At 68.4% G+C, this 24,331-nt stretch carries 21 protein-coding genes; 10 read left to right on the top strand and 11 right to left on the bottom strand.

What is annotated here, in order from left to right:
* Positions 1-130: 130 nt before the first annotated feature.
* Both HUW46_RS07405 and HUW46_RS07400 read left to right on the top strand, forming a co-directional pair.
* The gene (locus tag HUW46_RS07405; protein ID WP_215546578.1) at positions 131-1,354 is read left to right on the top strand and encodes an NAD(P)/FAD-dependent oxidoreductase; all 1,224 of its coding nucleotides are present in this window, start codon (positions 131-133) and stop codon (positions 1,352-1,354) included.
* 55 nt (positions 1,355-1,409) lie between these two features.
* Positions 1,410-1,811 (top strand): nuclear transport factor 2 family protein, encoded by a 402-nt coding sequence (locus tag HUW46_RS07400; protein WP_215546577.1) that lies wholly within the window; start codon positions 1,410-1,412, stop codon positions 1,809-1,811.
* Positions 1,812-1,822: 11 nt separating this feature from the next.
* Here the strand turns inward: HUW46_RS07400 and HUW46_RS07395 are convergent, their stop codons facing one another.
* From HUW46_RS07395 to HUW46_RS07385, 3 genes are all read right to left on the bottom strand, one after another.
* On the bottom strand, positions 1,823-2,773 hold the full coding sequence (locus HUW46_RS07395; protein WP_254125900.1) for an XRE family transcriptional regulator: 951 nt from the start codon (positions 2,771-2,773) through the stop codon (positions 1,823-1,825).
* Between the two features lie 418 nt (positions 2,774-3,191).
* On the bottom strand, positions 3,192-4,517 hold the full coding sequence (locus tag HUW46_RS07390) for an HNH endonuclease signature motif containing protein (RefSeq protein WP_215546576.1): 1,326 nt from the start codon (positions 4,515-4,517) through the stop codon (positions 3,192-3,194).
* Between the two features lie 150 nt (positions 4,518-4,667).
* Positions 4,668-5,633, bottom strand: a complete 966-nt coding sequence (locus HUW46_RS07385) for a helix-turn-helix domain-containing protein (RefSeq protein WP_215546575.1) — start codon at positions 5,631-5,633, stop codon at positions 4,668-4,670.
* Between the two features lie 51 nt (positions 5,634-5,684).
* Between HUW46_RS07385 and HUW46_RS07380 the strand changes: the two genes are divergently transcribed.
* Positions 5,685-6,071: a cupin domain-containing protein gene (locus tag HUW46_RS07380; RefSeq protein ID WP_215546574.1), complete on the top strand. Its 387-nt coding sequence runs from the start codon at positions 5,685-5,687 to the stop codon at positions 6,069-6,071.
* Here the strand turns inward: HUW46_RS07380 and HUW46_RS07375 are convergent.
* The gene (locus tag HUW46_RS07375) at positions 6,068-7,048 is read right to left on the bottom strand and encodes a pirin family protein (protein WP_215546573.1); all 981 of its coding nucleotides are present in this window, start codon (positions 7,046-7,048) and stop codon (positions 6,068-6,070) included. The two genes, HUW46_RS07380 and HUW46_RS07375, sit on opposite strands and share 4 nt — an antisense overlap.
* A 37-nt stretch (positions 7,049-7,085) precedes the next feature.
* On the opposite strand from HUW46_RS07375, the gene HUW46_RS07370 reads away from it, so the two are divergent.
* The 5 genes from HUW46_RS07370 to HUW46_RS07350 all read left to right on the top strand — a co-directional run bounded on the left by HUW46_RS07370 (position 7,086) and on the right by HUW46_RS07350 (position 13,745).
* Positions 7,086-7,523, top strand: coding sequence for a MarR family winged helix-turn-helix transcriptional regulator (locus HUW46_RS07370; RefSeq protein ID WP_215546572.1), 438 nt, complete (start codon positions 7,086-7,088; stop codon positions 7,521-7,523).
* Positions 7,524-7,691: 168 nt separating this feature from the next.
* The gene (locus HUW46_RS07365; protein ID WP_215546571.1) at positions 7,692-8,858 is read left to right on the top strand and encodes a lactate 2-monooxygenase; all 1,167 of its coding nucleotides are present in this window, start codon (positions 7,692-7,694) and stop codon (positions 8,856-8,858) included.
* Between the two features lie 95 nt (positions 8,859-8,953).
* Entirely contained in the window at positions 8,954-9,301 is a 348-nt protein-coding gene (locus tag HUW46_RS07360) for a hypothetical protein (protein WP_215546570.1), read from the top strand.
* Positions 9,302-9,367: 66 nt separating this feature from the next.
* Positions 9,368-13,249 carry an ATP-dependent RNA helicase HrpA gene (gene hrpA, locus HUW46_RS07355; protein ID WP_215546569.1) on the top strand — a complete coding sequence of 1,294 codons (3,882 nt, stop codon included), beginning with the start codon at positions 9,368-9,370 and terminating at the stop codon, positions 13,247-13,249.
* Positions 13,250-13,259: 10 nt separating this feature from the next.
* The gene (locus tag HUW46_RS07350) at positions 13,260-13,745 is read left to right on the top strand and encodes a GNAT family N-acetyltransferase (RefSeq protein ID WP_254125898.1); all 486 of its coding nucleotides are present in this window, start codon (positions 13,260-13,262) and stop codon (positions 13,743-13,745) included.
* Here HUW46_RS07350 and HUW46_RS07345 read toward each other — a convergent pair.
* From HUW46_RS07345 to HUW46_RS07335, 3 genes are read right to left on the bottom strand one after another with little or no spacing between them, the layout of a single operon-like run.
* The gene (locus tag HUW46_RS07345; protein WP_215546568.1) at positions 13,724-14,110 is read right to left on the bottom strand and encodes a MerR family transcriptional regulator; all 387 of its coding nucleotides are present in this window, start codon (positions 14,108-14,110) and stop codon (positions 13,724-13,726) included. The genes HUW46_RS07350 and HUW46_RS07345 overlap by 22 nt on opposite strands.
* Positions 14,111-14,130: 20 nt before the next feature.
* Complete coding sequence (locus HUW46_RS07340) at positions 14,131-15,126, bottom strand: MDR family NADP-dependent oxidoreductase (protein ID WP_215546567.1); 996 nt, start codon at positions 15,124-15,126, stop codon at positions 14,131-14,133.
* Positions 15,127-15,168: 42 nt separating this feature from the next.
* Positions 15,169-16,863, bottom strand: coding sequence for a bifunctional 3'-5' exonuclease/DNA polymerase (locus HUW46_RS07335; RefSeq protein ID WP_254125896.1), 1,695 nt, complete (start codon positions 16,861-16,863; stop codon positions 15,169-15,171).
* A 111-nt stretch (positions 16,864-16,974) separates the two neighbouring features.
* Between HUW46_RS07335 and HUW46_RS07330 the strand changes: the two genes are divergently transcribed.
* Positions 16,975-18,609 carry an acyl-CoA synthetase gene (locus HUW46_RS07330; protein ID WP_215546565.1) on the top strand — a complete coding sequence of 545 codons (1,635 nt, stop codon included), beginning with the start codon at positions 16,975-16,977 and terminating at the stop codon, positions 18,607-18,609.
* A gap of 10 nt (positions 18,610-18,619) precedes the next feature.
* Here HUW46_RS07330 and HUW46_RS07325 read toward each other — a convergent pair whose 3' ends face one another.
* From HUW46_RS07325 to HUW46_RS07310, 4 genes are all read right to left on the bottom strand, one after another.
* Positions 18,620-19,330, bottom strand: coding sequence for a hypothetical protein (locus HUW46_RS07325; protein ID WP_215546564.1), 711 nt, complete (start codon positions 19,328-19,330; stop codon positions 18,620-18,622).
* Between the two features lie 65 nt (positions 19,331-19,395).
* Entirely contained in the window at positions 19,396-20,406 is a 1,011-nt protein-coding gene (locus HUW46_RS07320; protein WP_215546563.1) for a hypothetical protein, read from the bottom strand.
* Positions 20,407-20,552: 146 nt separating this feature from the next.
* Entirely contained in the window at positions 20,553-21,416 is an 864-nt protein-coding gene (locus HUW46_RS07315) for a hypothetical protein (RefSeq protein WP_215546562.1), read from the bottom strand.
* Positions 21,417-21,751: 335 nt separating this feature from the next.
* On the bottom strand, positions 21,752-22,696 hold the full coding sequence (locus HUW46_RS07310; protein WP_215546561.1) for a hypothetical protein: 945 nt from the start codon (positions 22,694-22,696) through the stop codon (positions 21,752-21,754).
* 305 nt (positions 22,697-23,001) lie between these two features.
* Between HUW46_RS07310 and HUW46_RS07305 the strand changes: the two genes are divergently transcribed.
* Positions 23,002-24,234, top strand: a complete 1,233-nt coding sequence (locus HUW46_RS07305) for a S8 family peptidase (RefSeq protein ID WP_215546560.1) — start codon at positions 23,002-23,004, stop codon at positions 24,232-24,234.
* The last annotated feature ends 97 nt before the right edge of the window (positions 24,235-24,331 follow it).

The raw sequence follows: 24,331 nt of genomic DNA, 5'->3' as shown, positions 1-24,331 counted from the left end.
TTCCGGGCTTGGGACGTGGCGGTGAGCGGGCTGTGACGCGAAAACTACCGACGAGTTTCGCCGGGCTGACGGCGCGTACCGACAGCGGTACTGTCCCCACGCGAATGTTCACGTGACGTGGGAGGTTTCCATGAGCGGGCCCAACCGAGTGGTGATCGTCGGGAGCGGATTGGCCGGTGCGACCGCCGCCACGAGCCTGCGAGAACGCGGCTTCGACGGCGAGGTGCTGCTCTTGGGCTCGGAAGAACATAGGCCGTACGAGCTTCCCCCGTTGTCGAAAGGTGTTCTGCTCGGCGACGCCGATGAGCCCGATTGGGTGAAAGACGAAGGCTTTTTCGCCTCGAACAACATCGATCTCCACCTCGGCACCACGGCGACGCGGATCGAACTGGGCGCCAGGCTCGTGCTGGACGCGAAGGGCGGCGAGCACCGCTACGACCGCCTCCTGCTGGCGACGGGCTCGCAGCCGCGCGCTATCCCGGTGCCGGGCGGTGACCTTCCCGGCGTCCGCACGCTGCGCACCATCGACGATTCGCTGGCGCTGCGGTCGGCCTTCGATTCGGCGGGCAAGGTGCTGATCGTCGGCGCGGGCTGGATCGGCACCGAGGCCGCGGCCGCCGCCCGCAAGCACGGCGCCGAGGTCACGGTCGTCGACCAGATCGCCTCGCCGCTGCAGCCGGTGCTCGGTGACGAGGTGTCCGCGGTGTTCCGGGACCTGCACACCGAGCACGGCGTCACCTGGCGCCTCGGTACCGGCGTGGCCGAACTCATCGCGGGCGACAACGGCGTCGACGCGGTCCGCCTGTCCGACGGCACCGAACTCCAGGCGGACGTGGTGCTGGTCGCGGTCGGCGCGGCCCCGCGGGTCTCGCTCGCGCACGCTGCGGGCCTCGAAATGGCCGACGACGGCGGCGTCAGCGTTGACGCGGGCCTCCGCACCGCCGCACCGGACGTGTACGCCGTCGGCGACATCGCGTCGCACTTCCACCCCCGCTACGGAAGGCGCGTGCGGGTCGAACACTGGGACAACGCGAAGGGCCAGGGCGCGCACGTCGCCGGAAACCTGCTCGGCGACCACGACCCGTACCTGAAGGCCCCGTATTTCTTTTCCGACCAGTACGACCTCGGCTGCGAGTACCGCGGCCTCGCCGACGTCGACACCGACGAGGTGGTGATCCGCGGCGACCTGGCCGCCCGCGAGTTCATCGCCTTCTGGGTGCGTGACGGCCAGGTGCGCGCCGCGATGAACGTGAACGTCTGGGACGACGGCGACGCGCTGCAACGCTTGGTGGACAACGACATCAAGGTCACCTCGGAGGCGCTGAAGACGGGCGACCTGTCGAGCATCGGCTAGCCGATAGCGTGTAGCCAACGGCCATGCTCACCGGACGAGTGGATTAGGAGCGGGTATGACCGACGCTGTGGCGAGCCAGGTGATCAAGGCTGAGCAGGATCGGATTCGCTGTCTCCTCGACGTGGATCGCGGCACCTACGACCGCTTGCACGCCGAGGAGTACCGGTTGTGCAACCCGACCGGCACCGTGTGGACGAAGGCCGAATACCTGGATCTCCTCACCACCGGGCGGGTCGCCTACCGGGAACTGGAGTTGATCGGCGACGTGGATGCCATCGTCGGCACCGACGTCGTCGTTCTCCGCTACCGGTGCGTCATCGAACTCACCGTCGACGGCGCGGACATCCCGCGGCACGAGGCCTGGCACACCGACGTCTACACCGATGCCGGTGGCACGTGGCGTTGTGCCTGGTCGCAAGCCACCGGCATCATGGACCTTCCGTCGGCCGCACCCTGACCCACCGTCGGCTAGCTGGCGAGCTTTCGACGCCGGACCGCCCACTCGCTGGTCTTCCAACCGGGCGGCATCGCGTCCAACGCTTCCTGGGCAACGCGCCGTGCTTCCTTCGCGTCTCCTAGCGCGCGCAGGACGAACGCGCGTTGCCCTCGGAAGAACGAGGGAACGTACCAATATCCCGACGGCGGGAGCGGTTCGTCGTCGTTCGCTAAACGTCCCACCATGTTCTCGGCCTTGTTCAAGGTTTTCAGCGCTTCGTTCTTGCTGCCAGCGCGTGCGAGAACTTCCGCGCGCTGAAAGGTGACGTAGGTTCGCAGCCCGAGATGAACACGTTCGTCTCGGGCTGCCGCCGCGTTCAACGCTTCCGCGCTGCTGAGGTCAGCACGCCGAAGATGACGGTATGCGGAGAACGACAGTGCTGTGCTCAGCCTGAAAGCATCATCGGCTTCCACGGCGAGAACGCTCGCACGGTCCAAATGCGCGAGTGAGGCGTTCCACCGGCCCATCGGGATGCTCAGCCAGCCAAGGTATTGCTCAAGTTCGCTGAGTAAACCAATGGCGGTCTTTCGTACGTTTCCTTTGGCGTTTCGCGCTAGTTCTCTGACCGTGGCGCGTTGGGTGAGAACGTTGGGCAGGACGGTCGCCGCGCTGGTGAAGTCTTCGAGTTGCCGCAGGTGCGCCAGTGCGTCGGCGATCGCGGCCAGTGCTCTGGCGTCTGTGTGCAGGCGTCCCGAGGCAGCGGCGGAGACGCGCTCGTCTTCTTCGTCGGGTGAGAACCCGAGTTCGGTCTCGGTGGCGTTCAACAGTTCGCACAGCGCCATGCGGACGTCTTCGCGCGGCCGCTTCACGACGCCGCGTTCGAGCTTCCCCAGCGCGTTGCCGTCGAAGGCCGAGAATCGGTGCCTCGGGTCGTGCTCGGTGATCCACTGCGCCACGAGCGAGGCGAGTTCGTCCCTGCTCATCTCTCCGACACGGAGGCGTGACGGTGTACGTCGTCGCGCGGCCCGTAGACGCTCGTTCACCTGCTCATTGTACGTCTTCCCGCATCTTCCCCTCGATTTTCCCTGCCCGGTACGTGACCGCGCGGCCACGCTGAGGGTGCAGCCGAGAGACAGGGAGATGACCAGGGCTCGTGAGTTGGCGACGCGACATGCACGGAGGCATTGAAGACCCAGACGGCAACGGTCCGGTCGAAGACGATGAGTGATCGATGGCGTTGGGTGAACAGCGGTGGGGGCGTGTCGCATCTACTTGATACGCCCTTGCCGCCCGACGGGGTGTTCGTGGAGTTTCTGTGCGGGGCCATCTGGGAAGCCAGCCGAAAGCGCTACAACAAGGTTTTGTACCACTGCTCCGCTTGTGCCGAACTTGCCGAAGGGATCAGTGACGATGGTTAAATCGCCGCCTGAAGAGTTCGAGGAGCGCATACAGCTCAGGCTCGAACGGCTGAATTCGCATCCGAACAGGAAGGTTCGCGACGAAGCGCGAAGGTGGCTGCGTGAGCGCGGGCTGGACCACCTCATCCCCGACGTGAAGTTCCCTCGCGAGCAGCCTGTCGAGGTGGTGGCCGGGATTTCCGACTAGGCGAATCCGGTGGGGGTCTTCGGTGTAGGTGTGGCCGTCGGGTGTGGTGACGGTGAGTGCGCCGGTTGACGGGTTGGTGGTGAAGGTCCAGCCGGGTTCATCGCGCAACTTGTGGTGCACCCGGCACAGCGGCCGGAGGTTCACTTTGTCGGTGCCGCCGCCGTCTTTCCACGTCTGCGCGTGGTCGAGGTCGGTGTACTGCGCGGGCCGGGTGCGGCCGGGCATGCAGCAGGTCCGGTGGGCGACTTGGAGGTATTTCCGCATGCGTTTGGAGGGTCGGTAGTTTTTCCGGCCGAGATCGAGGGGAAGTTTAGACATGGGTTCGTCGATGATGCGGTTCCAGACGGAGTTGGCGTCGAAGGCGATTTCGCGGGCCAACTCCGGTGAAATCTCGCCACACCCGACCAGTTCGGCGGGGTTGTTGCGCAGTCCCATGAGCGTGGGCATGTCGATGTGCAGGAAGATCTGCGCTTTCGGCTTGCCCCCACAAGCGCCACCCAGGCATCGCTCGACCAAGGCATCGGCCCTGAGCTGGTCCACGGTTTCCGGAGCACCTTGGCGCTTTTTCGCGAGCGCGTCTTGGTCACAGGCCGCGTAAAGGGCCTGCGCGCGATCTGAAGGCAGCTCGGCGAACAGGGACGACGACCCGTGATCCCCGTGCCGGATTTCGATCCTGCGCGCCGCCGCCTTGGCCTTGCGTCGCTGTTCGTAGCCTTCGGGATCGATGCGCATCAGCAAGGAGTTGACCATCCTGCGCAGCGCAGGTGCGTTGCGGTTCTCGAACTTCCCGACTAGTCGAGCGTCCACTTCGGACGCCACCTCCTGGGAGGTACACGCGGTAGCCTCGAACACCCGCGACGCCGCATACTCGTCAATGAGCCCGTTCTCCATCGCGGCCAGTGTCTCGGGCAGGTATGAGGTCAACGCGTCAGCGAGCGCCGTCTTCCGTTCCGCCGCGGGTTGGCTCAAGGAGCACAACAGTGCTACTTGACCCACCGTCGATCTTCGCGACGACTCCTGTTCTATATCGGCGATATCCCGCAGTAACATCGCCTGCTGATATCGAATAATCGCCACGCGCCGCCGGGCAGAATCAGACTTGGAAATCAGTTTGGTGGTCATGAAATAATTCTACCGACCAGCAAAGAAGCGGACGTCAATCGATCGTGCACTCAAAAGATCACTGCCTGCCACAATGTGCCCACGGCGAAACAGAAGATGAAAAAGAATCGGGACCGACAGTGTGTCGCGGGCGCGCCGCAGGCGTGCCTGTCACCGTGCCCCCGAAAATCGGGCCCGATAATCCCGAGGCCCAACCCCCACCCGCCGCCTCATCTGAGCCCGCAAATTGGAAACCCCGCCCAACCCGCTCAACCGGGCAACCACATCGAACCGAGACTCCCCACGCTCGATCAACCGGCAAGCCAACGAAACCCGCTCCCCAGTCAGCCACTCCAACGGCGTAATCCCCAATTCGGACCGAAACCGCCGATGCAACGTAGCCACGCTCACCGAAGCACGAGCGGCAAGATCTGAAACCCCCAACGGCTGATCCAACCGCTCAAGCGCCCACGCCAGCAACGGAGCGAGCGAAGTATCCGGCACTGACGGGAGAGGCCGTTCCACGAACTGCCGCTGCCCGCCATCCCGATGCACCGCGAACACCAGCCTGCGACTCACGGCCGCCGCGACCTCGGCGCCATGGTCCATCGAAATCACACGAAGCCCCAAATCCAACGCAGCGGCACTACCGGCCGAAGTGAACACGGGGCCGTCCTCGACGAACAGAACATCCGGCGCGAGCCGCACCTCCGGATACAGCCGGGCGAACCGATCCGCCCACTGCCAATGCGTGGTGGCCCGCCGTCCGTCGAGCACTCCCGCCGCGGCGAGGCTGAACGCACCGGTGCAAAAGCTCATCAGCCGCGCGCCCCGCCTGGCCGCGTCCCGGATCGCGGCCACGACAGCAGGTGAAGGCGGCACCTCGGGATCCGGCCGGTTGGGCGCGATCACGGTGTCCGCGGTGCGGATCAGGTCCAGCCCGCCGACGCCGGACACCGTGAACATGCCGAGGTGGAGCTGGGCGGATGGGGTTGCGGAGCAGATCGCGAAGTCGTACCACGGCCGGTCGAGTTCGGGCCTGCGCAACCCGAACAGCTCGGTCGCCACGCCGAGTTCGAACGGGTTCGACCCTTCGTCGACGATCATGACGATCCGGTGCGAGAATCCAGGCGACATGTGCGATTTCTAGCACGCTCGCGCGGTCGTCACCAAGGGCAGGATGGACGCATGACCGAACCGATCGACCTCACCGCGGCACTGTCCACATTCGACGAACTGTGGAGCCCGCGCATCGCGGCACGCGTCAACGACTACGACGTGCGCCTCGCCAAGGTCAAGGGCGTGCACGTGTGGCACGTCCACGACGACACCGACGAGTTCTTCCTCGTCCTCGACGGCGTACTGGACATCGCGTTGCGAGAACAAGGAACCGAACGCGTGGTCACCTTGAACCGAGGTGAAGTGTTCGTGGTGCCAAAAGGTACCGAACATTGTCCGTCCTCAGTGGACGGTGCGTCGATCCTGCTGTTCGAGCCGACTGGCACGCTGACGGTCGGGGACCGGCACGAGCAGGTCCCCGACCACGTCGACGTCACCGTCGGCCACCGGCTCTAGCTGCCGTCGCCCGGCCGCCGTCCGGCGTGCTCGGCGGGGATGTGCCCCATCCGTCCGCTTTGGAAGTCCGACATCGCGGTCAGTATCTCCTCGCGGGTGTTCATCACGAACGGCCCGTACTGAACCACGGGCTCCCGCAACGGCGCCCCGCCGAGCAGCAGCACTTCGAACTGGCCGGTCCGGTTGTCCTGGCGGGCGTCCGCGCGCACGGTGACGGCTTCGCCATCGCCGAGCACCGCGAGCTGACCGGTCCGAAGTGGACGGCCCTCGGCGCCGACGGTGCCTTCGCCGGAGAGCACGTAGACCAGCGCGCTGAAGTCCGGCCGCCACGGCACGCGCACCTGCGCGCCGGGGCTCAGCGACGCGTGTGCGTAGGTGATCGGCGTGTAGGTGACACCGGGGCCGGAGAACGTGCCGAGATCGCCCGCGATGAGCCGGATGATCGCGCCGCCGTCGTCCGAGGTCAGCAGCTTCAGCCGGTCGGCGGCGATGTCCTGGTAGCGCGGGTCGACCATTTTCTGCGCGCGCGGCAGGTTGACCCACAGCTGGACGCCGTGGAACCAGCCGCCGGTGGCGACGAGCTGCTCGCTGGGCAGTTCGTCGTGCAGCACGCCGGAGCCCGCGGTCATCCACTGCGTGTCGCCCTCGTTGATCACGCCGCCGCCCCCGTGCGAATCGTGGTGCACGAACGTGCCGTCCATCAGGTACGTCACGGTTTCGAACCCGCGGTGGGGGTGCCACGGCGCGCCCTTCGCCTCATGCGGTTCGTAGGCGACCTCACCGAGGTGGTCGAGCAGGATGAACGGGTCGGCGCCGCGCAGGTCCGCGCTCGGGAACGGGCGGCGCACCGCGAACCCGGCGCCTTCGAGCTGCTGGTGCGCGGTGACGACCTGCCGCACCGCGCGGTCGGCGGCCGAGGACGGCGGCGACGGCACGCGGGGCAGCACGAGCAGGTCGGGAACGGTGATGGCGGGCATGATGTGATCCTCTCCGAACTCAGAAGGCGGGGGTGAGATGGCGAACGCGACGCGCGCGTGGGAGTCGCTGTTTCGCGCGCAGGTGACGCTGATGCGCCGTTTCCAGCGGGCCCACCGCGACGCCGAGGTGTCGCTGCGCGAGTACGACGTGCTGTACAACCTGTCCCGGTTCCCGGACGCGGGACTGCGGATCAACGAGTTGAACGAGCACATCCTGCTGACGCAGCCGAGCCTGAGCAGGCTCGTCGACCGGATGGAGTCCGACGGCCTCGTCGAACGGGGTGCCGACGAGGGCGACCGCCGCGGCACGGTCGTGCGGCTGACCGCCCGGGGTGCCGAGGTGCAGCGCCGGGTCGGGCGCGCGCACGCCGCGGCGATCGGCAAGTACGTCGGTGGCGCGCTGACCGCGGACGAGCTGCGCACCCTGGAACGCCTGTGCGACAAGCTGCGCGCCGCCCAGCCGACGATCCCGTGAGCCGTCCACCGCGTGCCTCCCGACGCCGAAGTCCATACGTTTGCATGGACTTGACCCGGTCAGCGTCCTCGGTGCCCCGGATATTCCTTATCCGCCCTTGACGCCGTTCAGAGGCGCGAACCCGTACGCTACCGCCGGGTATCGAGGGGCTGACGACGAGGAGGTCAGGTGACCGGAGCAGCATTCGGTGGCTACCAGAACGAGATCTACCTGCAGGGCCTCGCCGGTACCACACCGGCGTTCACCACGGACGCGACCGGGCTCGAAGCGGCGGCGGAAAGGGTGCTCGAACCGGGCCCGTTCTCCTACGTCGCGGGCGCCGCCGGAGCCGGGGCCACCGCGCGCGCCAACCGCGCCGCGTTCGACCGCTGGAAGATCGTGCCCCGCATGCTCACCGACGCCACGCACCGCGACCTCACCACGACCGTGCTCGGCACGCCGGTACCCGCGCCGCTCGTGCTGGCCCCGGTCGGCGTCCAGACGATCGTGCACCCCGACGGCGAGCTCGCGACCGCCCGCGCCGCGGCCGCGCTCGGCGTGCCGATGGTCCTGTCCACCGCGTCGTCGAACACGATCGAAGACGTCGCGGCCGCGAACGGTGACGGCCCCCGCTGGTTTCAGCTGTACTGGCCGAACGACAACGACGTGTGCGCGAGCATCCTCGCCAGGGCCAAGGAAGCCGGCTACACCGCGCTCGTGGTCACGCTCGACACGTGGACGCTCGCGTGGCGGCCGGGGGATCTCGACCAGGCATACCTGCCGTTCCTGCACGGCGACGGCGTCGCGATCCCGTTCTCCGATCCGGTGTTCCGCGCGCGGCTGGAGAAGACGCCGGAGGACGATCCCGCGTCGGCGATCCTGCGCTGGATCTCCATGGTCACCGGCACCGACAAGGCGTGGGCCCAGCTCCCGTTCCTGCGCGAGCACTGGGACGGGCCGATCGTGCTCAAGGGCATCCAGCACCCCGACGACGCCCGCCGCGCGGTGGACGCCGGGATGGACGGGATCGTGGTGTCCAACCACGGCGGCCGCCAGGTCGACGGCGCGATCGGTTCGCTCGACGCGCTGCCCGGCGTCGTCGCTGCGGTCGGCGGCCGCACGGAGGTCCTGTTCGACTCCGGTGTCCGCACCGGCGCCGACCTGCTCAAGGCACTCGCGCTGGGCGCCGACGCCGTCCTGCTCGGCAGGCCGTACGTGTACGGGCTCGCGCACGACGGTGAGGAGGGCGTGCGGCACGTGCTGCGGAGCCTGCTCGCCGATTTCGACCTCACGCTCGGGCTTTCGGGGCACCGGGCGGTCGCCGAACTCGGTGCCGCCGATCTCGTGCGCATTTGATCGGCCTGGCGGGGAACCGAATCGCGCGCGCCGCCGTCGAAGCGCCGCGCGCGGCCGGGCCCGGCCGCGGCGGACGAGTCTTCGAGGTGAAATCAATGCTCAGAGCCGGTGTTCTGCTCACGATTCTCGGGTTCGGTTCGGTGGGTTTCCACTACTGGAGCGATCGGCAGCTGGCGATCCTGATCTGGGCGGAGGACTACCAGCCCGCGCTCGGCTCCGTGATCGGTGTGCTCGGGCTGGCACTGGTCGTCGCGCACGTGGTGCTGAGCAAGCGCAAGCAGCAGCCGTCCGCGCCCCAGCAGGCGTTCCCGCAGCAGGCTCCGCAGCAGCCGTTCCAGGCCGGTCAGCCGCCGCAGCAGCCGTTCCCGCAGCCGGGCCAGGCGCCCCAGCAGTTCCCTCAGCAGCAGTTCCCACCGAACCAGCAGGGGCGGCCCGGCCGCTGAGACCGAGTCGCGTGGCGCATATTCGGAGGCGTCCGGCGGTCACGCACCGCTATCCTCGGCTGAAGTATGTCCACGCGATCCCCCCTCGACGGGCTGCGGGCCCGTCTCCCCGAGCTGATGCCGCGCGACCGGAACCGGTTGCGCCGCCGCATCGACGGCGCGCGCAAGGCCCGTGACGCCGAGTCCGTCCTCGCGCAGATCACCCGCGACGTCGAAGCGGCCGAGCAGCGGGTCGAGCTGCGGCGCGCGAGCGTTCCGCGGGTCGAGTACCCGGAAGAACTGCCCGTCAGCAAGCGCAAGGACGACATCGCGGCCGCGATCCGCGAGCACCAGGTGGTGATCGTCGCGGGGGAGACCGGGTCGGGGAAGACCACGCAGCTGCCAAAGATCTGCCTGGAGCTGGGGCGGGGTGTGCTCGGCCAGATCGGGCACACCCAGCCGCGGCGGCTCGCGGCGCGCACGGTCGCGGACCGGATCGCGGGCGAGCTGGGCACCGAGCCCGGCGCCACCGTGGGCTACAAGGTGCGGTTCACCGATCATTCCGGTGACGACACGCTGGTCAAGCTAATGACCGACGGCATCCTGCTGGCCGAGATCCAGACCGACCGGATGCTGCGCCGCTACGACACCCTGATCATCGACGAGGCGCACGAGCGCAGCCTCAACATCGATTTCATCCTCGGCTACCTCAAGCAGCTGCTGCCGCGCCGCCCCGAGCTGAAGGTGATCATCACCTCGGCGACGATCGACCCGGAGCGGTTTTCGCGGCATTTCGACGACGCGCCGATCGTCGAGGTCTCCGGGCGGACCTACCCGGTCGAGGTGCGGTACCGGCCGGTGGTGGACCCGGACGACCCCGATCCCGACACCGACCGCGACCAGACCCAGGCCATTCTCGACGCCGTGGACGAGCTTTCCGCCGAGGGGCCCGGCGACATACTGGTGTTCCTCTCCGGTGAGCGCGAGATCCGCGACACCGCGGACGCACTGTCCAAACGGGACCTCCGCAACACCGAGATCCTCCCGCTGTACGCGCGGCTTTCGGCGGCCGACCAGCATCGGGTGTTTCAGCGGCACACCGGGCGCCGCGTCGTGCTGGCCACGAACGTCGCGGAGACCTCGCTCACGGTGCCCGGGATCAAGTACGTGATCGACCCCGGCACGGCGAGGATCTCCCGCTACAGCCACCGGACGAAGGTCCAGCGGCTGCCGATCGAACCGGTCTCGCAGGCGTCGGCCAACCAGCGGAAGGGCCGCTGCGGCCGTACTTCGGACGGTATCTGCATCCGGCTGTACACAGAGGACGATTTCGACGCGCGCCCCGAGTTCACCGATCCCGAGATCCTGCGCACCAACCTCGCGTCGGTGATCCTGCAGATGACCTCGCTCGGGCTCGGGGACATCGCGGCCTTCCCGTTCGTCGAACCGCCGGATCGCCGCCAGGTCACCGACGGCGTGCACCTGCTCACCGAACTGGGCGCGCTCGACCCTTCGATAACCGATGTCCACAAGCGACTGACGACGGTCGGCCGCAAGCTCGCACAGCTTCCCGTCGACCCGAGGATGGGCCGCATGGTGCTGGAGGCCGCGGCGAACGGGTGCGTGCGCGAGGTGATGATCATCGCCGCCGCGCTGTCCATCCAGGACCCGCGCGAGCGGCCAGCCGAGCACCAGCAGGCGGCGGGGGAGAAGCACGCGCGCTTCGCGGACAAGACCTCGGACTTCCTCGCCTACCTCAACCTGTGGGAGTACCTGCGCGAGCAGCAGAAGGCGTTGTCCGCCAACCAGTTCCGCAAGCTGTGCCGCGCGGAGTTCCTGAACTACCTGCGGGTGCGCGAATGGCAGGACATCTTCAGCCAGCTCCGCCAGCTCGCCAAGCAGCTCGACATCACGCTCAACACCGAACCGGCCGATCCGCAGCACGTCCACACGGCACTCATCTCCGGCCTGCTCTCGCACATCGGGCTCAAGGACCCCGCCACCGGTGAGTACCTCGGCGCGCGCGGCGCGAAGTTCTCGGTGTTCCCCGGTTCGGCGCTGTTCAAGAAGCAGCCGCGCTGGGTGATGTCCGCCGAACTGGTGGAAACCTCGCGACTGTGGGGACGCGTCAACGCGCGCATCGAGCCGGAATGGGTCGAGCCGCTCGCGCAGCACGTCGTCAAGCGCAGCTACTCCGAACCGCACTGGGAACGCCGCCAGGGCGCGGTGATGGCGATGGAGAAGGTGACCCTCTACGGCGTGCCGCTCGTCGCGGGCCGCCGGGTCAACTACGGCCGCATCGACCCCGAGCTGTCGCGGGAGCTGTTCATCCGGCACGCCCTCGTGGAGGGCGACTGGCAGACGAACCACCGGTTCTTCAAGGAGAACCGCGCGCTGCTCGACGAGGTCGAGGATCTCGAAAACCGCGCGCGCCGCCGCGACATCCTGGTCGACGACGAGACGCTGTTCGAGTTCTACGACCAGCGCGTCGGCGAGGACGCGGTGTCGTCCCGGCACTTCGACAGCTGGTGGAAGAAGACCCGGCGCACCGAACCGGACCTGCTGAGCTTCGAGAAGACGATGCTCATCAACGCCACCGCGGGAGACGTCAGCGAGCAGGACTACCCCGACACCTGGGCGCAGGGCGCGCTGCGGTTCGGACTGACCTACCAGTTCGAACCCGGTGCCGACGCGGACGGCGTCACCGTGCACATCCCGCTGCCGGTGCTCAACCAGGTGCGCGCGGACGGGTTCGACTGGCAGGTGCCCGGCTTGCGCGAGGAACTCCTCACCGCGCTCATCAAGTCGTTGCCGAAACAGGTGCGGCGCAACTTCGTCCCGGCACCGGACCACGCGAAACTGGTGCTGGCGCGGGCGAATCCCGACGACGGCGCGGTGACCGACGTCGCGGCGCGCGAGCTGGAGGACTTCCGCGGCGTGCCGATCCCGCCCGAGGCGTGGCAGCCGGAGCTGGTGCCGGAGCATCTCAAGGTGACGTTCCGGGTCACCGACGACAAGGGCCGCAAACTCGCCGAGGGCAAGGATCTCGAAGCGCTCAAGCGGAAGCTGAGCGGTGAGGTCCGCGCGACCATTTCGACCGCGGCGAACAGCATCGAGCGGGCCGGGTTGACCTCGGGCGCGTTCGGCGAGCTGCCGAAGGTGTTCGAGAGCACCCAGCGCGGGCACGCGGTGAAGGCGTACCCGGCGCTGGTCGACGAGGGCGAGACGGTCGCCGTCCGCATGCTCGACACCCCGGCGCAGCAGGAGCACGCGATGTGGCTCGGCACGCGCAGGCTGCTGCGCCTCGCGGTGCCGTCGCCGATGAAGTTCATCACGCGCAGCCTCGGCAACCAGGCGAAGCTCGTGCTGAACCGCAACCCGCACGGCAGCGTGCCCGCACTGCTCGAAGACTGCATCTCGTGCGCGATCGACAAGCTCGTCGCCGACAACGGCGGCCCGGTGTGGGACGAGGCGGGCTTCGGCGCGCTGGCCGAGAAGGTCCGCACCGGACTGAACTCCACCGTCCTTTCCGTACTGTCCGAAGTGGAGCGGATCCTGCGCGCGGCGAACGACGCCGAGACCGCGCTCGCGGACGCGAAAGGCCCTGCGGAGTCCTTGCACGACATTCGCGCTCAGTTGGACGGCTTGGTGTACAAGGGTTTCGTGACGCGGACGGGTTTCGACCGCTTGTCCAATGTGGTCAGGTACCTGCGCGGGATCGAACGGCGGATCGACAAGCTCCGCACCGATCCGGCAAGGGACATCGAGCGGCTGCGCGAGGTCGCCTGGGTGACCGAGGAGTACCAGCGGCTGCTGGACGCGGTGCCACCGGGAACCTCGCCGTCGCCCGCGCTGCGCGACGTGCGGTGGATGATCGAGGAACTGCGGGTGAGCTTCTTCGCCCAGACGCTCGGCACGGCGCACCCGGTGTCGGTCAAACGCGTGCTGCGGGCGATGGACGCGGCCTAGACTCGCGGAAGTGACGATCGATACGAGGTTCCGCCCGGCACATCCCGACGACGCGGAGCGGATCGCCGAGATCTGGCGGGTCGGCTGGGCGGACGGCCATCTCGGGCACGTCCCCGAGAAGCTGGTGGCCGTCCGCACCGAGGAGTCCTTCGCCGCGCGTGCCCGGCACCGGGTCGAGGACGCCACCGTGCTGATCGTGGACGGCGCGGTCGCCGGGTTCGTGATGGTGGTCGACGACGAGGTCGAGCAGGTCTACCTCGCCCGCGAGCACCGGGGATCGGGGGTGGCTTCGGCGCTCATCGCCGAAGCTGAACGGTTGGTCTCCGAAGGCGGGTACGAGCAGGCGTGGCTCGGGGTCGTCGCGGGAAACGCCAGGGCACGGGGGTTCTACGAACGCAACGGCTGGCGCGACGAGGGCCTGTTCGACTACGCGGCCGCCGATGTGGACGGCCCGATCCCGCTGCGGTGCCACCGTTACGTCAAAGCCTTGTCCTGAACCGGTTCGCCGAGCCAAGGCACCATGTCGACAAGTCGATCATGGAGCCGGGTGAGGGTGGCGATTCGCTCGCGAAGCTCGCCGATGCGCTCCTCCGCGATCGCGAACTTGCTCGCGCACTGCGAAGTGTAGGAGAACACCGCGGGCAGATCGCGGTCGAGAACCGGCAGGAAGGCCCGCACGTTCTCGACGGTGAACCCCGCCGCGAGCAGTTCGCGGATGTTGCGCACCCGCCGCTCGGCGGCCGGTTCGTAGACGCGGTAGCCCGCCGCGGTCCGCCCCGCGTCGAGCAGGCCTTGTTCGCCGTAGAATCGCAGCGTCCGCGTGGTCGTCCCGGTCCGCTTCGCGAGTTCGCCGATCAGCATGTTCGCCACCTCCACCCTGTTCAACCGGCGAGGCGCACGAGAACCTTCCCGAAGTAGGCGCCGTTCGCGAGATCGGCCAGTGCCTGTGGCGCGTTGACGAGCCCGTCGACGATGTTCTCGGTGATCGTGACCGCACCGTCGCGCACCCAGCGCTGGAGGCGTGCGGAGAGTTCGCCCGCCTTGTCCGAGTGGTCCCGCAGGGTGAAGCCGGTGACCGTGATCCGTTTCGCCAGTAGCGGGAACGGGTCGACGCGGCCATCCTCGTCACCGGTCTGCCCGGCGAGCGAACCGCAGAGCACGATCCGGCCGTGCGGCTTCAGCACCTCGATCGCCGCTCGCAGTTGCTCCCCGCCGACGTTGTCGAAGTACACGTCGATCCCGTCCGGTGCCGCTTCGCGCAGGTGGTCCGCCACCGCCCCGTCGTGGTAGTCGAAGGCGGCGCCGAATCCCAGCGTTTCCCGCACGTGGCGGACCTTCGCGGCGGATCCCGCGCTGCCGATCACCCGGGTCGCACCGAGCAGGCGGGCGACCTGGCCCGCGACACCGCCGACGGCACCGGCGGCGCTCGACACGAACACCGTGTCACCTGGCCGGACTTTCGCCAGGTCGAGTCCGATCTGCGCCACCACCCCGAAACCCAGGTGCGTGGACGTAACCGCCGTTTCGTGGAGCCGCGTGAGGGAGGCGGCCTCGGCGACCGCGAATTCGCGCCAGCCGAACCGGTGCCGTACGAGATCGCCGGGTGAGAACCCGTCGGCTGCCGACTCGACCACCCGGCCGATCGCCTCGCCGTAAGGGATTTCGCCGAGTTCGTAGACCGGCATCGGCAGGCCGGGTGCGCCCGCGGCGAGCCGCAGCATCAGGGGATCCAGTGACATCAGTTCGGTCCGGACGAGGAGCTGCCCCGGTGCGGGATCGGGCACCGGTACCCGGGTGAGCTCGAAGTTCGCCGGAGTGGGCAGTTTCGACGGCCGCGAGACGAGCTTGAGCGCGAGGCCGGTTCTGGATGCGTTCATGGCACCGACGCTAAGGATTGACCCATACGTGAAGGTCAAGGATCACTTCGCGTCGGCGTAGCAGTCCACGACGGCCGGATGCATCGGGAACCGGACCGGGCACGATTCGCCGAACAGCAGCCGCGCCGCCTCCCGCACCGAGCCGTGCAGCGCCGTCGTGACCTCCTCGGCCAGCGCTTCCGGCGCGTGGACGATGACCTCGTCGTGCTGGAAGAACACCAGGTGCGCGGGCGCGGGAAGGCGCTGGCGCAGCGTCGCCAGCAGAACCGCGGTCCAGTCCGCGGCCGAGGCCTGCACCACGAAGTTCCTGGTGAACCGGCCCCATTCCCGCGAGGCCCGGCGGGCCTTCCCCTCGGCGGCCTCGCCGTCGGCGAGCGCTCCGGTGAGCGCGCGCCACGCGTCCGACGGGGCGGGGGAGGTGCGCCCGAGCCGGGACCGCACCCGTTCGCCGCGCTCGCCCGCCTGCGCCGCACGCTCCACATAGGACACCGCGGCCGGGAAGCGCCTGCGCAGCAAGGCGAGCAGCGAGGCCGCTTCGCCCGCTGTGCCGCCGTACATGGCTGAAAGCATGGCGATCTTCGCGCGCGCCCTGTCGTCGCGGTCGTCCCACGCGGGCACCGGTGGACGACGCACGCCGGAGAACATGGCTTCCGCCAAGCTGTCGTAGAGATCGGCCGCGGCGGACACCTCGGCGAGCCCGCGATCGCCGGAGAGCGCGGCGAGCACGCGCGGCTCGAGCTGGGAAGCGTCCGCGACCACCAGCTTCCACCCCGGATCGGCCCGCACGCAGCGGCGCAGCGTGCGCGGGATCTGCAGCGCGCCGCCACCGCGGCTCGCCCACCGGCCCGACACCACGCCGCCGACCACGTACACCGGCCGGAACCGCCCGTCGCGCACCCATTCGTCGAGCCAGGCCCAGCCGTGCGCGGAGTGCAGCCGCGCGAGTTCCTTGTACTCCAGCAGCGGCGCGACCGCGGGATGGTCCACCTCGCGCAGCACGTGCGCCCGCGCCGACGGGACGTCGATCCCGGCGCGGCCGAACGCCCGCACCACGCTCGGCGGGTGGTCGGGATTGACCGCGCGGCCGAACGCCTCGCTGATCCCGTTCGCCAGCTCGGCGAGCTTGCGCGGCCGCTGACCCGCCGGGACGCGCGGCCCGAGCAGCTCGGTGAGCAGCGCGTCGTGCACGTCGGCGCGCCAGGGCAGCCCGTCCTCGGACATTTCGGCCGCGGCCAGCGCGCTCGCCGACTCGGCTGCCAGCAGCAGCCGCATCCGGCCGGGGTGCTCGACGCCCTTCACCCGGCGCTCCTGCTCGGCGAGCACCGTCGCCGCCGCGTCGGCCGCGGTCACCCCCGGCGGCAGGCCGGTGCCGCGGGTCTCGAACAACGACGGCTGGTCGTCCAGCCCGGCCGGGGCCGAATCCGGTGGCGCCTCCGCGCCGTTCGCCCTGGCCAGCGCCGCGGCGAGCCCGCGAGGTTCCCCTTCGCGCCCTTCGTGGGCGAGCAGCAGCCCTTCGGCGAGCGCGAGGTCGTGGCACCGGCGCACCCGGACACCGGCGTGCAGCAGGACCGGGTACACCTGCTCGACCGAGGAGAACACCCATCGCGGCGCCTCGGCGCCCGCCCGCTCGCGCTCGGCCGCGTAGGCGACGAACTCGGTTTCGGTCAGTTCGAGGCGCTCTTCGTCACCGTGCACACGGTAGGACCCGCTCGCTTCGTGACCCACCACAATGTGCACGCCTCGATTGTGTGTCATGCCCCCGACAGTTTCGCCCACCTCTCGACCAGCTGCCATACCGTCGGTACGGTGATCCCGACGTGATCTGGTCGCAGCGACGGAGGTGCGCAGATGAGATACCCGCCCGTGGTCGCGGAGCTGGCCACCAAGGTGACCGAGACGGTGCGCAGCATCGAGGTCATGTGGCAGGCCGGGCTGGTGCCGTTCCCCCGCCTCGACGAGGGGGTGCGCTCGCTTTCCGCCGTCCGCCGGTTCGGGCCGTTCGCGGGTACCGTGCACGTCGCGGCCAGGCGGGACCCGTCGGCCGTCGCCATTGTCGACGATCTCGGCCCACTCACCTTCCGCCAGCTCGACGCTCAGTCCAACGCGCTGGCCAGGGCCCTGTCCGCGCGCGGGATCACGCCGGGCACCGTGGTCGCCGCGCTGTGCCGCGACCACCGGGGACTCGTGCTGTCGATGCTCGCCACGGGCAAGCTCGGCGCGAGGCTGCTGCTGATGAACACCGGGTTCGCGAAGCCGCAGCTCGCCGACGTCGCCGCCCGCGAGAAGGTGAAGGCGCTGATCTACGACGAGGAGTTCACCGGGCTCCTCGACGCCGTCTCCGGTGACGTCGATCACTACCTCGCCTGGGTCGACAGCGACGCAGCGCACCGGGACGAGTCGATCCCCGTGCTCGACGAACTGATCGCCAGCAGCGACGACCGCCCGGTGCCGACCCCGGCGAAGCCCGGCGGTTTCGTCCTGCTCACCAGCGGCACCACCGGGACCCCGAAGGGCGCGCCGCGGCCGCAGGTCAGCCCGCTCGACTCGGCGCAGTTCCTCGACCGGATCCCGTTGCGCGCCGGCGAAAGCACGTACATGGGGGCGCCGCTGTTCCACGGAACCGGGCTCTCGCAGTTCATTCTTTCCTTCGCGCTCGGCTCGAAGGTCGTGATGCGGCGGAAGTTCAAGCCGGAGGAAGCGCTCAAGGGCATCGCGGAGCACAAGTGCACCGCGCTCGTGCTGGTGCCGACGATGTTGCAGCGGATCGTCGACCTCGGCAAGGAAACGCTCGCGAAGTACGACACCTCGTCGCTGCGGATCGTGTTCGTCGCGGGCTCGGCCCTTTCGCCCGATCTCGGCAACCGGGCCACCGAGGCGTTCGGCGACGTCGTGCACAACCTGTACGGGTCGACCGAGGTCGCGGTGGCCACCGTCGCGACACCGGAGGACTGGCGCAAGGCGCCGGGCACGGTCGGCAGGCCGCCGGTCGGCTGCCGCGTCGCGATCTACGACGACAAGGGGCAGCGGATCACCGAGCACGGTGTCACCGGCCGGGTCTTCGTCGGCAGCGGGCTGAGTTTCGGCGGTTACACCGACGGCAGGAACAAGGAGATCATCGACGGCCTGCTCTCCAGCGGAGACGTCGGTCATTTCGACGAGGACGGGCTCCTGTTCATCGACGGCCGAGACGACGAAATGATCGTTTCGGGCGGTGAGAACGTGTTCCCGATCGAGGTGGAAAACCTCCTCGTCGAACGCCCCGATGTGCTCGAAGCGGCCGTGGTCGGTGTCCCGGACGACGAATTCGGGCAGCGCCTGAAAGCTTACGTCGTACTCGCCGACGGCGTGAAACTCGATGCCGATGAAGTGCGCCAGTACGTCAAGGCGAACCTCGCGCGCTACAAGGTCCCGCGCGATGTCGAATTCCTCGCCGAACTGCCCCGCAACGCCACTGGAAAGGTCCTGCGCACGAAACTCGGCTGACCGCCCGGTCTCAGTGCATGGCCGCCAGCCCGGCGCAGAAAACGACGGCACCGGCTGCGGCCAGCACTGCTTCCGTGCGTGCCAGGGATCGAGGGACGAGCCGGACCGCGGCGAGGTTCACGGCACTGTGCACCACGATCGTCGCGACCACCATGAGCGGGCTCCACGCGAGGATCCAGGTGAAGCCGATGTGCAGCAGCGTCGCGCTGATCCTTTCCAGGACGCAGTACAGCCCCGTCCGGTCACCGGCGAGGCCCTGGCCGGAAAGCACCTCCTGTATTTCCTGGGCTCGTTCGTCGCCGCGGCTGACCAGAGCGGCGATGACCGCGCTGTTGACGCAGGTGAACAGGATTTCGACGGTCGCCCAGCCGAGCCCCGCCCAGAACGCCCCGGAAAAGTCCGTGGCGAGCAGCAGAACGAGGACGAGGCGCGTGATCTCTTCGACCGGCCCGGACGCCGCGACGATGATCGTCTTGGCTCGCGCGCTCGGCGCCTGACCGGCCGCGGGCTTGCCGACGACGGCCCCGATCGGACTGCGCGCCACGAGCGCGACCAGCCAGCCGAGCGCGCCGAACCCGAACGCCGGCCACACCGGAGGTACGGACCAGAGAACCGCGCCGACGCCGAAAACGATCGGCACCAGCACCATCAGTGGAATCGACAACACGGCCTTGCGGGCATGGGACAAACTGTCACCCTGCTCAGCACTTGCTCGGTCCATCTGCGGATCGTCCATGACCGGATCGCCTCCCCGCGCCGCCACTGGAATCCTGCGTACGAACCCAGTTAACCCTTCCCGGCGAGTTTCGCCACCACCCGCTCGGTGAACGCCTTGTAATCGAGCCCGGGTGGCGGTGGATATCCGACGGAAACGGTGATGCCTTGGTACGGCTTGCCCTCCAGCCTGACGATCATTCGGTACGGCGTGATGCTGACCGAAGTGCCGTTGATCGTTTCGTCGAACACCGTTGAACCGTCGAAGATTTCCGAGAAATCCGCGCTCACTTCGGACTCGCCGTTCCGGATCGAGCAGCTGCCGTTCATCTTCGCCTCGGCTGTAGCGAGGTCGAGATGTGCTTCGTCGGCGAGAATGGTGCACAGCTGCCGAGCGAGCTGGGGCAACGCCGAGCCCACGACGCCGAAGCCGGGAGTCGGTTCGGTGCGCTCCGGTGGGATCGTGCCGTGCGAGCCGACGGCGGGGAGCAGCGGCCCGGGTTTGGTGGTCGTTTCAAGGACGGCCGAAGCGAGCGCGATGGCGTCTTCGTCGGATCCGGAGCGTTGGTAGACCCTCAGGATCGGCGCGATCTCGGAGTCTTTCCGCTGTGCTGCTGGCGACCTGGGTGCGAGGAACGGAACCTTGAGTTCGGTGCTGCCGAGGGAACGGTGCAGCAGCCCCTCCCGGCCGCTGACCTGGACCGTAACGCGGCGATCCGGGATCAGATCGGCGGCGGTTTCGGCCGAAATCTCGATGTCGCGTCCCGGTGCCGCGATATGGCAGGACAAGGGGTGCTCGCCGATGTGCTTGACCTCTCGCAACACCGGTCCGCCGATGAGCGCGGTCAGCCGCCCGTCGTCGACAGCGCCGCAGAACACGTCGTTCCGGACGGAAATCGGAAGCGCCACCACCATTTCCCCGGTCGGCATGGGCAGCGGCTTGACCGTTTTACCGCCCGGCGTCGGCCAGGCAGCGGTGAGTGGAATGCGATCGGGATCCGGGTCCGCTTGCCTACTGGTGGGATCACCGGGAAGGAGCGCCCACACCGCGACTCCGGTACCCAGCACGAGAACGACGATCACGCTGACGAGTAACCAGATTCGTGCCGTCGGGCGCGGAGGACTTTCGGGAATGGGTGGAGGCGGGTTGGCGGGAGGGTGGTACACAAGGCTCCTTCACGCGGGCCGAATTTCGGGTTGCAGTTCGTCGGGTCGGATCGGTTGCTCGGTCAGCCCTTTCCGACGAGCTTCGCCACCACCCGCTCGGTGAACGCCTTGTAGTCGAAACCCGGCGGGAACGGCCCGGTAGCTGCGAAGTTCGCCGTCGGCGCCGGCTCGTCGGTGAGTTTGACCGTGATGCCACCGGCGTCGCGGCTGGCCGGCCTGCCGCTGATCGTCTCCGTGAAGTGCGCTGTGTCGTCACGGCTCGTAACCTCGGAGGAGCGCGCGTACGTGCGGACGTTGCCGCTCTCGATGGAACACTCGCCGTCGAATTTCGCTTCGGCAGCTTGAAGATCGAGGTGTGCTTCGTCGGCGAGGATCGTGCAAAGCTGCCAGGTGATTTGGGGCCATGCCGATCCGATGACACCGAAACCAGGCGTCGGATCGGCACGACGCGGTGGTATCCGCGTCTCGTCGTCTTTGGGGATCGACGGACCGGGTTTCGTGGCCGCTTCGAGAACTGCTGTGGCCACTGCGGTGACCTTGTCGTCCGCACCGGGACGCTGTTTGATCGAGAGAATCGGACGTACCCCGTAGGGGTAGTTCTGCGCCGACTCGGAACCCGGCAACACCGGTACGGACACCTCGGTCCGGTCACCGAGGTGTTCAAGGCGCGCACGCTTGCCGTGAACCAGCACCTCGGCCGCGTCGGAAGAGCTGGTGCCGCTGGTCGTGGTCGTGATCTCGATGTCGTTCCCAGGCGACACGATGTGGCAAGCTGCCAGGTCACCGCTCCCATCCGGACGGACTTCCCGGCGTACCGGGCCGCCGATGATCCCGGTCATTCGTGCGTCGTCGACGGCTTGACAGAGGACGTCGTTCCGCACGAAATCCGGGAGCGCGGCGAGCATTTCCCCGGTCGGCATGGGCATCGGCTTCGGGAGCCTGCTCCCCGGTGTCGGCCAGGTTCGAGGCGTGGGCGGAGGTTCGGACCGGTGCTGATTCTCTTGTTCCGCCAGCTTGTCAACGGGGTCGGTGTACAGCGCCCATGCCGTGACCACTCCACCGACCAGGAGCACGGCGACCACGCTGAAGATCACCCAGAACTTGATTTTCCACCGCCGCGATGGCGGCATGGCAGGGTACTGGTGCACGAAATCTCCCCAGGTTTCGGCGATCCGATCGGGACTCAGCGTAGCCGAGTGGTTTTCACTGGGTCATGTCGTGTGAGCGGGACAGGGGCACTACGCCCCGAGATCCGGGGGAGTCAGCTCCAGGCGATGCCGAAGACGCCGGGGCCGAAGTCGAGTGCGACGGCGTGCACGCTGCCGCCGGTGTCCATTTTCAGGTCCTTGCGTTCTTCGGGCCGGTTCGCGGCCGTCCGCGAGTACTGCCAGCAGTGTTCGGGGACGGTGTCCGTGTCGAAGCAGACTTCCAGGAGGTATTCGCGTACCGGGCGGCGGAATTCGCGGTAGTAGGTGCGGCGCCCGTCCGGATACGGCGGGCCGGGGTTGAGCAGTGCGTATTCGATCAGCTGGGTTTCGCCGCGGTCGATGGGGTGGTCGAAGAGGAGTTCGGCGACGGTGAGGCCGTGCTGGACGTCGACCGCGACGCGGCCCGCGCGGCAGTTCCGCAGCGTGGTGAGTTTCGGCGGTTCGGCGTGGGCGCCACCGTGGTCGTAGACCAGCAGCCACCGGTTCTGGCCGTCGGCCTCGGCCTGCAGCACGGCGCGCGCGGTGGTCGCGCGCTGGCCGCCGTCGGGGGCGATTTCGCACCGGTCGTGCAGGCCGACCAGCCGGAGCTGGTGGTGCTGGTCGAGTGCGTGCGGCGCACCGACGTGGTCGAGCATCGGCCGCAGCACACCCGCCGGGAAGTTCATGGTGCCCGCGGCGTCCTGGCGTTGCCGCCGTGAGGACGCCCCTCGCGGCCGCGGTGGGGGCAGCAGGCCGAGCAGCGCGCCGGCGGGGAGGTCCAGTATCTCCTCCAGCACGCGCACCGCGGAGATCGAACTCGCGCGCTCGGGCTGCCGCTTGCCCGACTGCCAGTAGCTGAGGGCGGTGACGCTGACCGAGACGCCCCGGTTCTGGAGCCGGGCCTGTATCCGGTCGAGGCTGAGTCCACTCAGTGAGATCGCGGCCCGGAGCGCGGTCGAGAACGCGTTGTCGGACGTTTCGCCGGTGCTTTCCCCGGCTGCGCCTGTCCCCGACCGCATGTGCTGTATGACCGCCCGGTTCGTCGACCTCACTGCTGGTGAGAGCAACGTTATCAGGAGTAGCCGGACGACAAGGGCAAATCTCACCATACCGTCACGCGACCATTTGGCCGCTTCACACTAGGCCAAATGGCCCAGTACTGGTAACTGTGAATTATTGCCCAACCGAGTTCGTCACGTTTGCATGAATTGCACACAGCGAGGGCGGACGGACCGGGCGACTCGGGGCAGCACCCTTCGAAATCGGTGCGAGTCAACCGCGACCACCTTCGCCGTGCCAACTGTCGGGACGAGGAAGGTAGCTCATGGGCAACTCTCGGAAACTTCGGCGCGGACTCGCGGCGGGCACTGTCGCGGCCGGCGTCACGGCGGTCGTGGCGGCCCTCGCCGCCACTCCGGTGCAGGCGCAAGAGGGGCAGATTCTCGGCGCCAACACCGCGAACGCCGTCGCGGACAGCTACATCGTGGTCCTCAAGGACACCGCGGTGAGCCAGTCGGCGTCGAAGGGCGAGGTCAAGGCCAGCGTCGCGGCGAAGGCGCAGAGCCTCGCCGCGCAGTACGGCGCCCAGGTCGGCCACACCTACGGTGCGGCGCTGAACGGTTTCTCGGTCAAGGTCGGCGAAGCGCAGGCCAAGCGGCTCGCCGCGGACCCCACCGTCGCTTTCGTTACGCAGAGCCACATTCTGCACGCGTCTGACACGCAGAAGAACCCGCCGTCGTGGGGTGAGGACCGGGTCGACCAGAAGGACCTCCCGCTGGACGAGTCGTACACCTACTCGACGAAGGCGGACAACGTCACCGCCTACGTCATCGACACCGGCGTGCGGGCGACCCACAAGACCTTCGGCGGCCGGGTCTCCGGCGGCAAGGACTTCATCGACAACGACAGCGACCCGAGCGACGAGAACGGCCACGGCACGCACGTGGCGGGCACCATCGGCGGCGCGGAGTACGGCCTCGCCAAGGGCGTCAAGATCGTGCCGGTCCGCGTCCTCGACGCGCAGGGCAGCGGCTCGACCGAGCAGGTCGTCGCCGGGATCAACTGGGTCGCCGAGAACGCCAAGGGCCCGTCGGTCGCGAACATGAGCCTCGGCGGCGGCGCGGACGAGGCGCTGGACAAGGCCGTCCAGGGCGCGATCTCGAAGGGCGTCACCTTCGGTGTCGCGGCCGGTAACGAAAGCACCGACGCGGGGTCCACCTCGCCGGCGCGCGTTCCGGAAGCGATCACGGTCGCGGCCAGCGACAAGACCGACAAGCAGGCCGACTTCTCCAACTACGGCAAGGTCGTCGACCTGTACGCGCCGGGTGTCGACATCACCTCCTCGTGGGGCACCGGTGACGACAAGACCAACACGATCAGCGGCACCTCGATGGCGACCCCGCACGTGGTCGGCGCGGCGGCGCTGTACCTCGCGGCGAACCCGGACGCCAAGCCGGACGCCGTGGCGAAGGCGCTGACCGACGCGGCGACGCCGGACAAGATCAGCAACCCGAGCGCAGGCACCCCGAACAAGCTGCTGAACACCGGCGGCAAGTGAGGTAAGAGCCACTTTCCCACCCCTGGAACCGATGGCCCGGCGTTCGCGCCGGGCCATCGGTCTTTTCACCTGACGGCACGAAAGAGGGCCTCCCCAG

Origin of the sequence: Amycolatopsis sp. CA-230715 (genome assembly GCF_018736145.1) — a bacterium.
Lineage (GTDB): Bacteria > Actinomycetota > Actinomycetes > Mycobacteriales > Pseudonocardiaceae > Amycolatopsis.
Note: the sequence above shows the minus strand (reverse complement) of the source record. Positions and strands in the feature narration are given on the sequence as shown.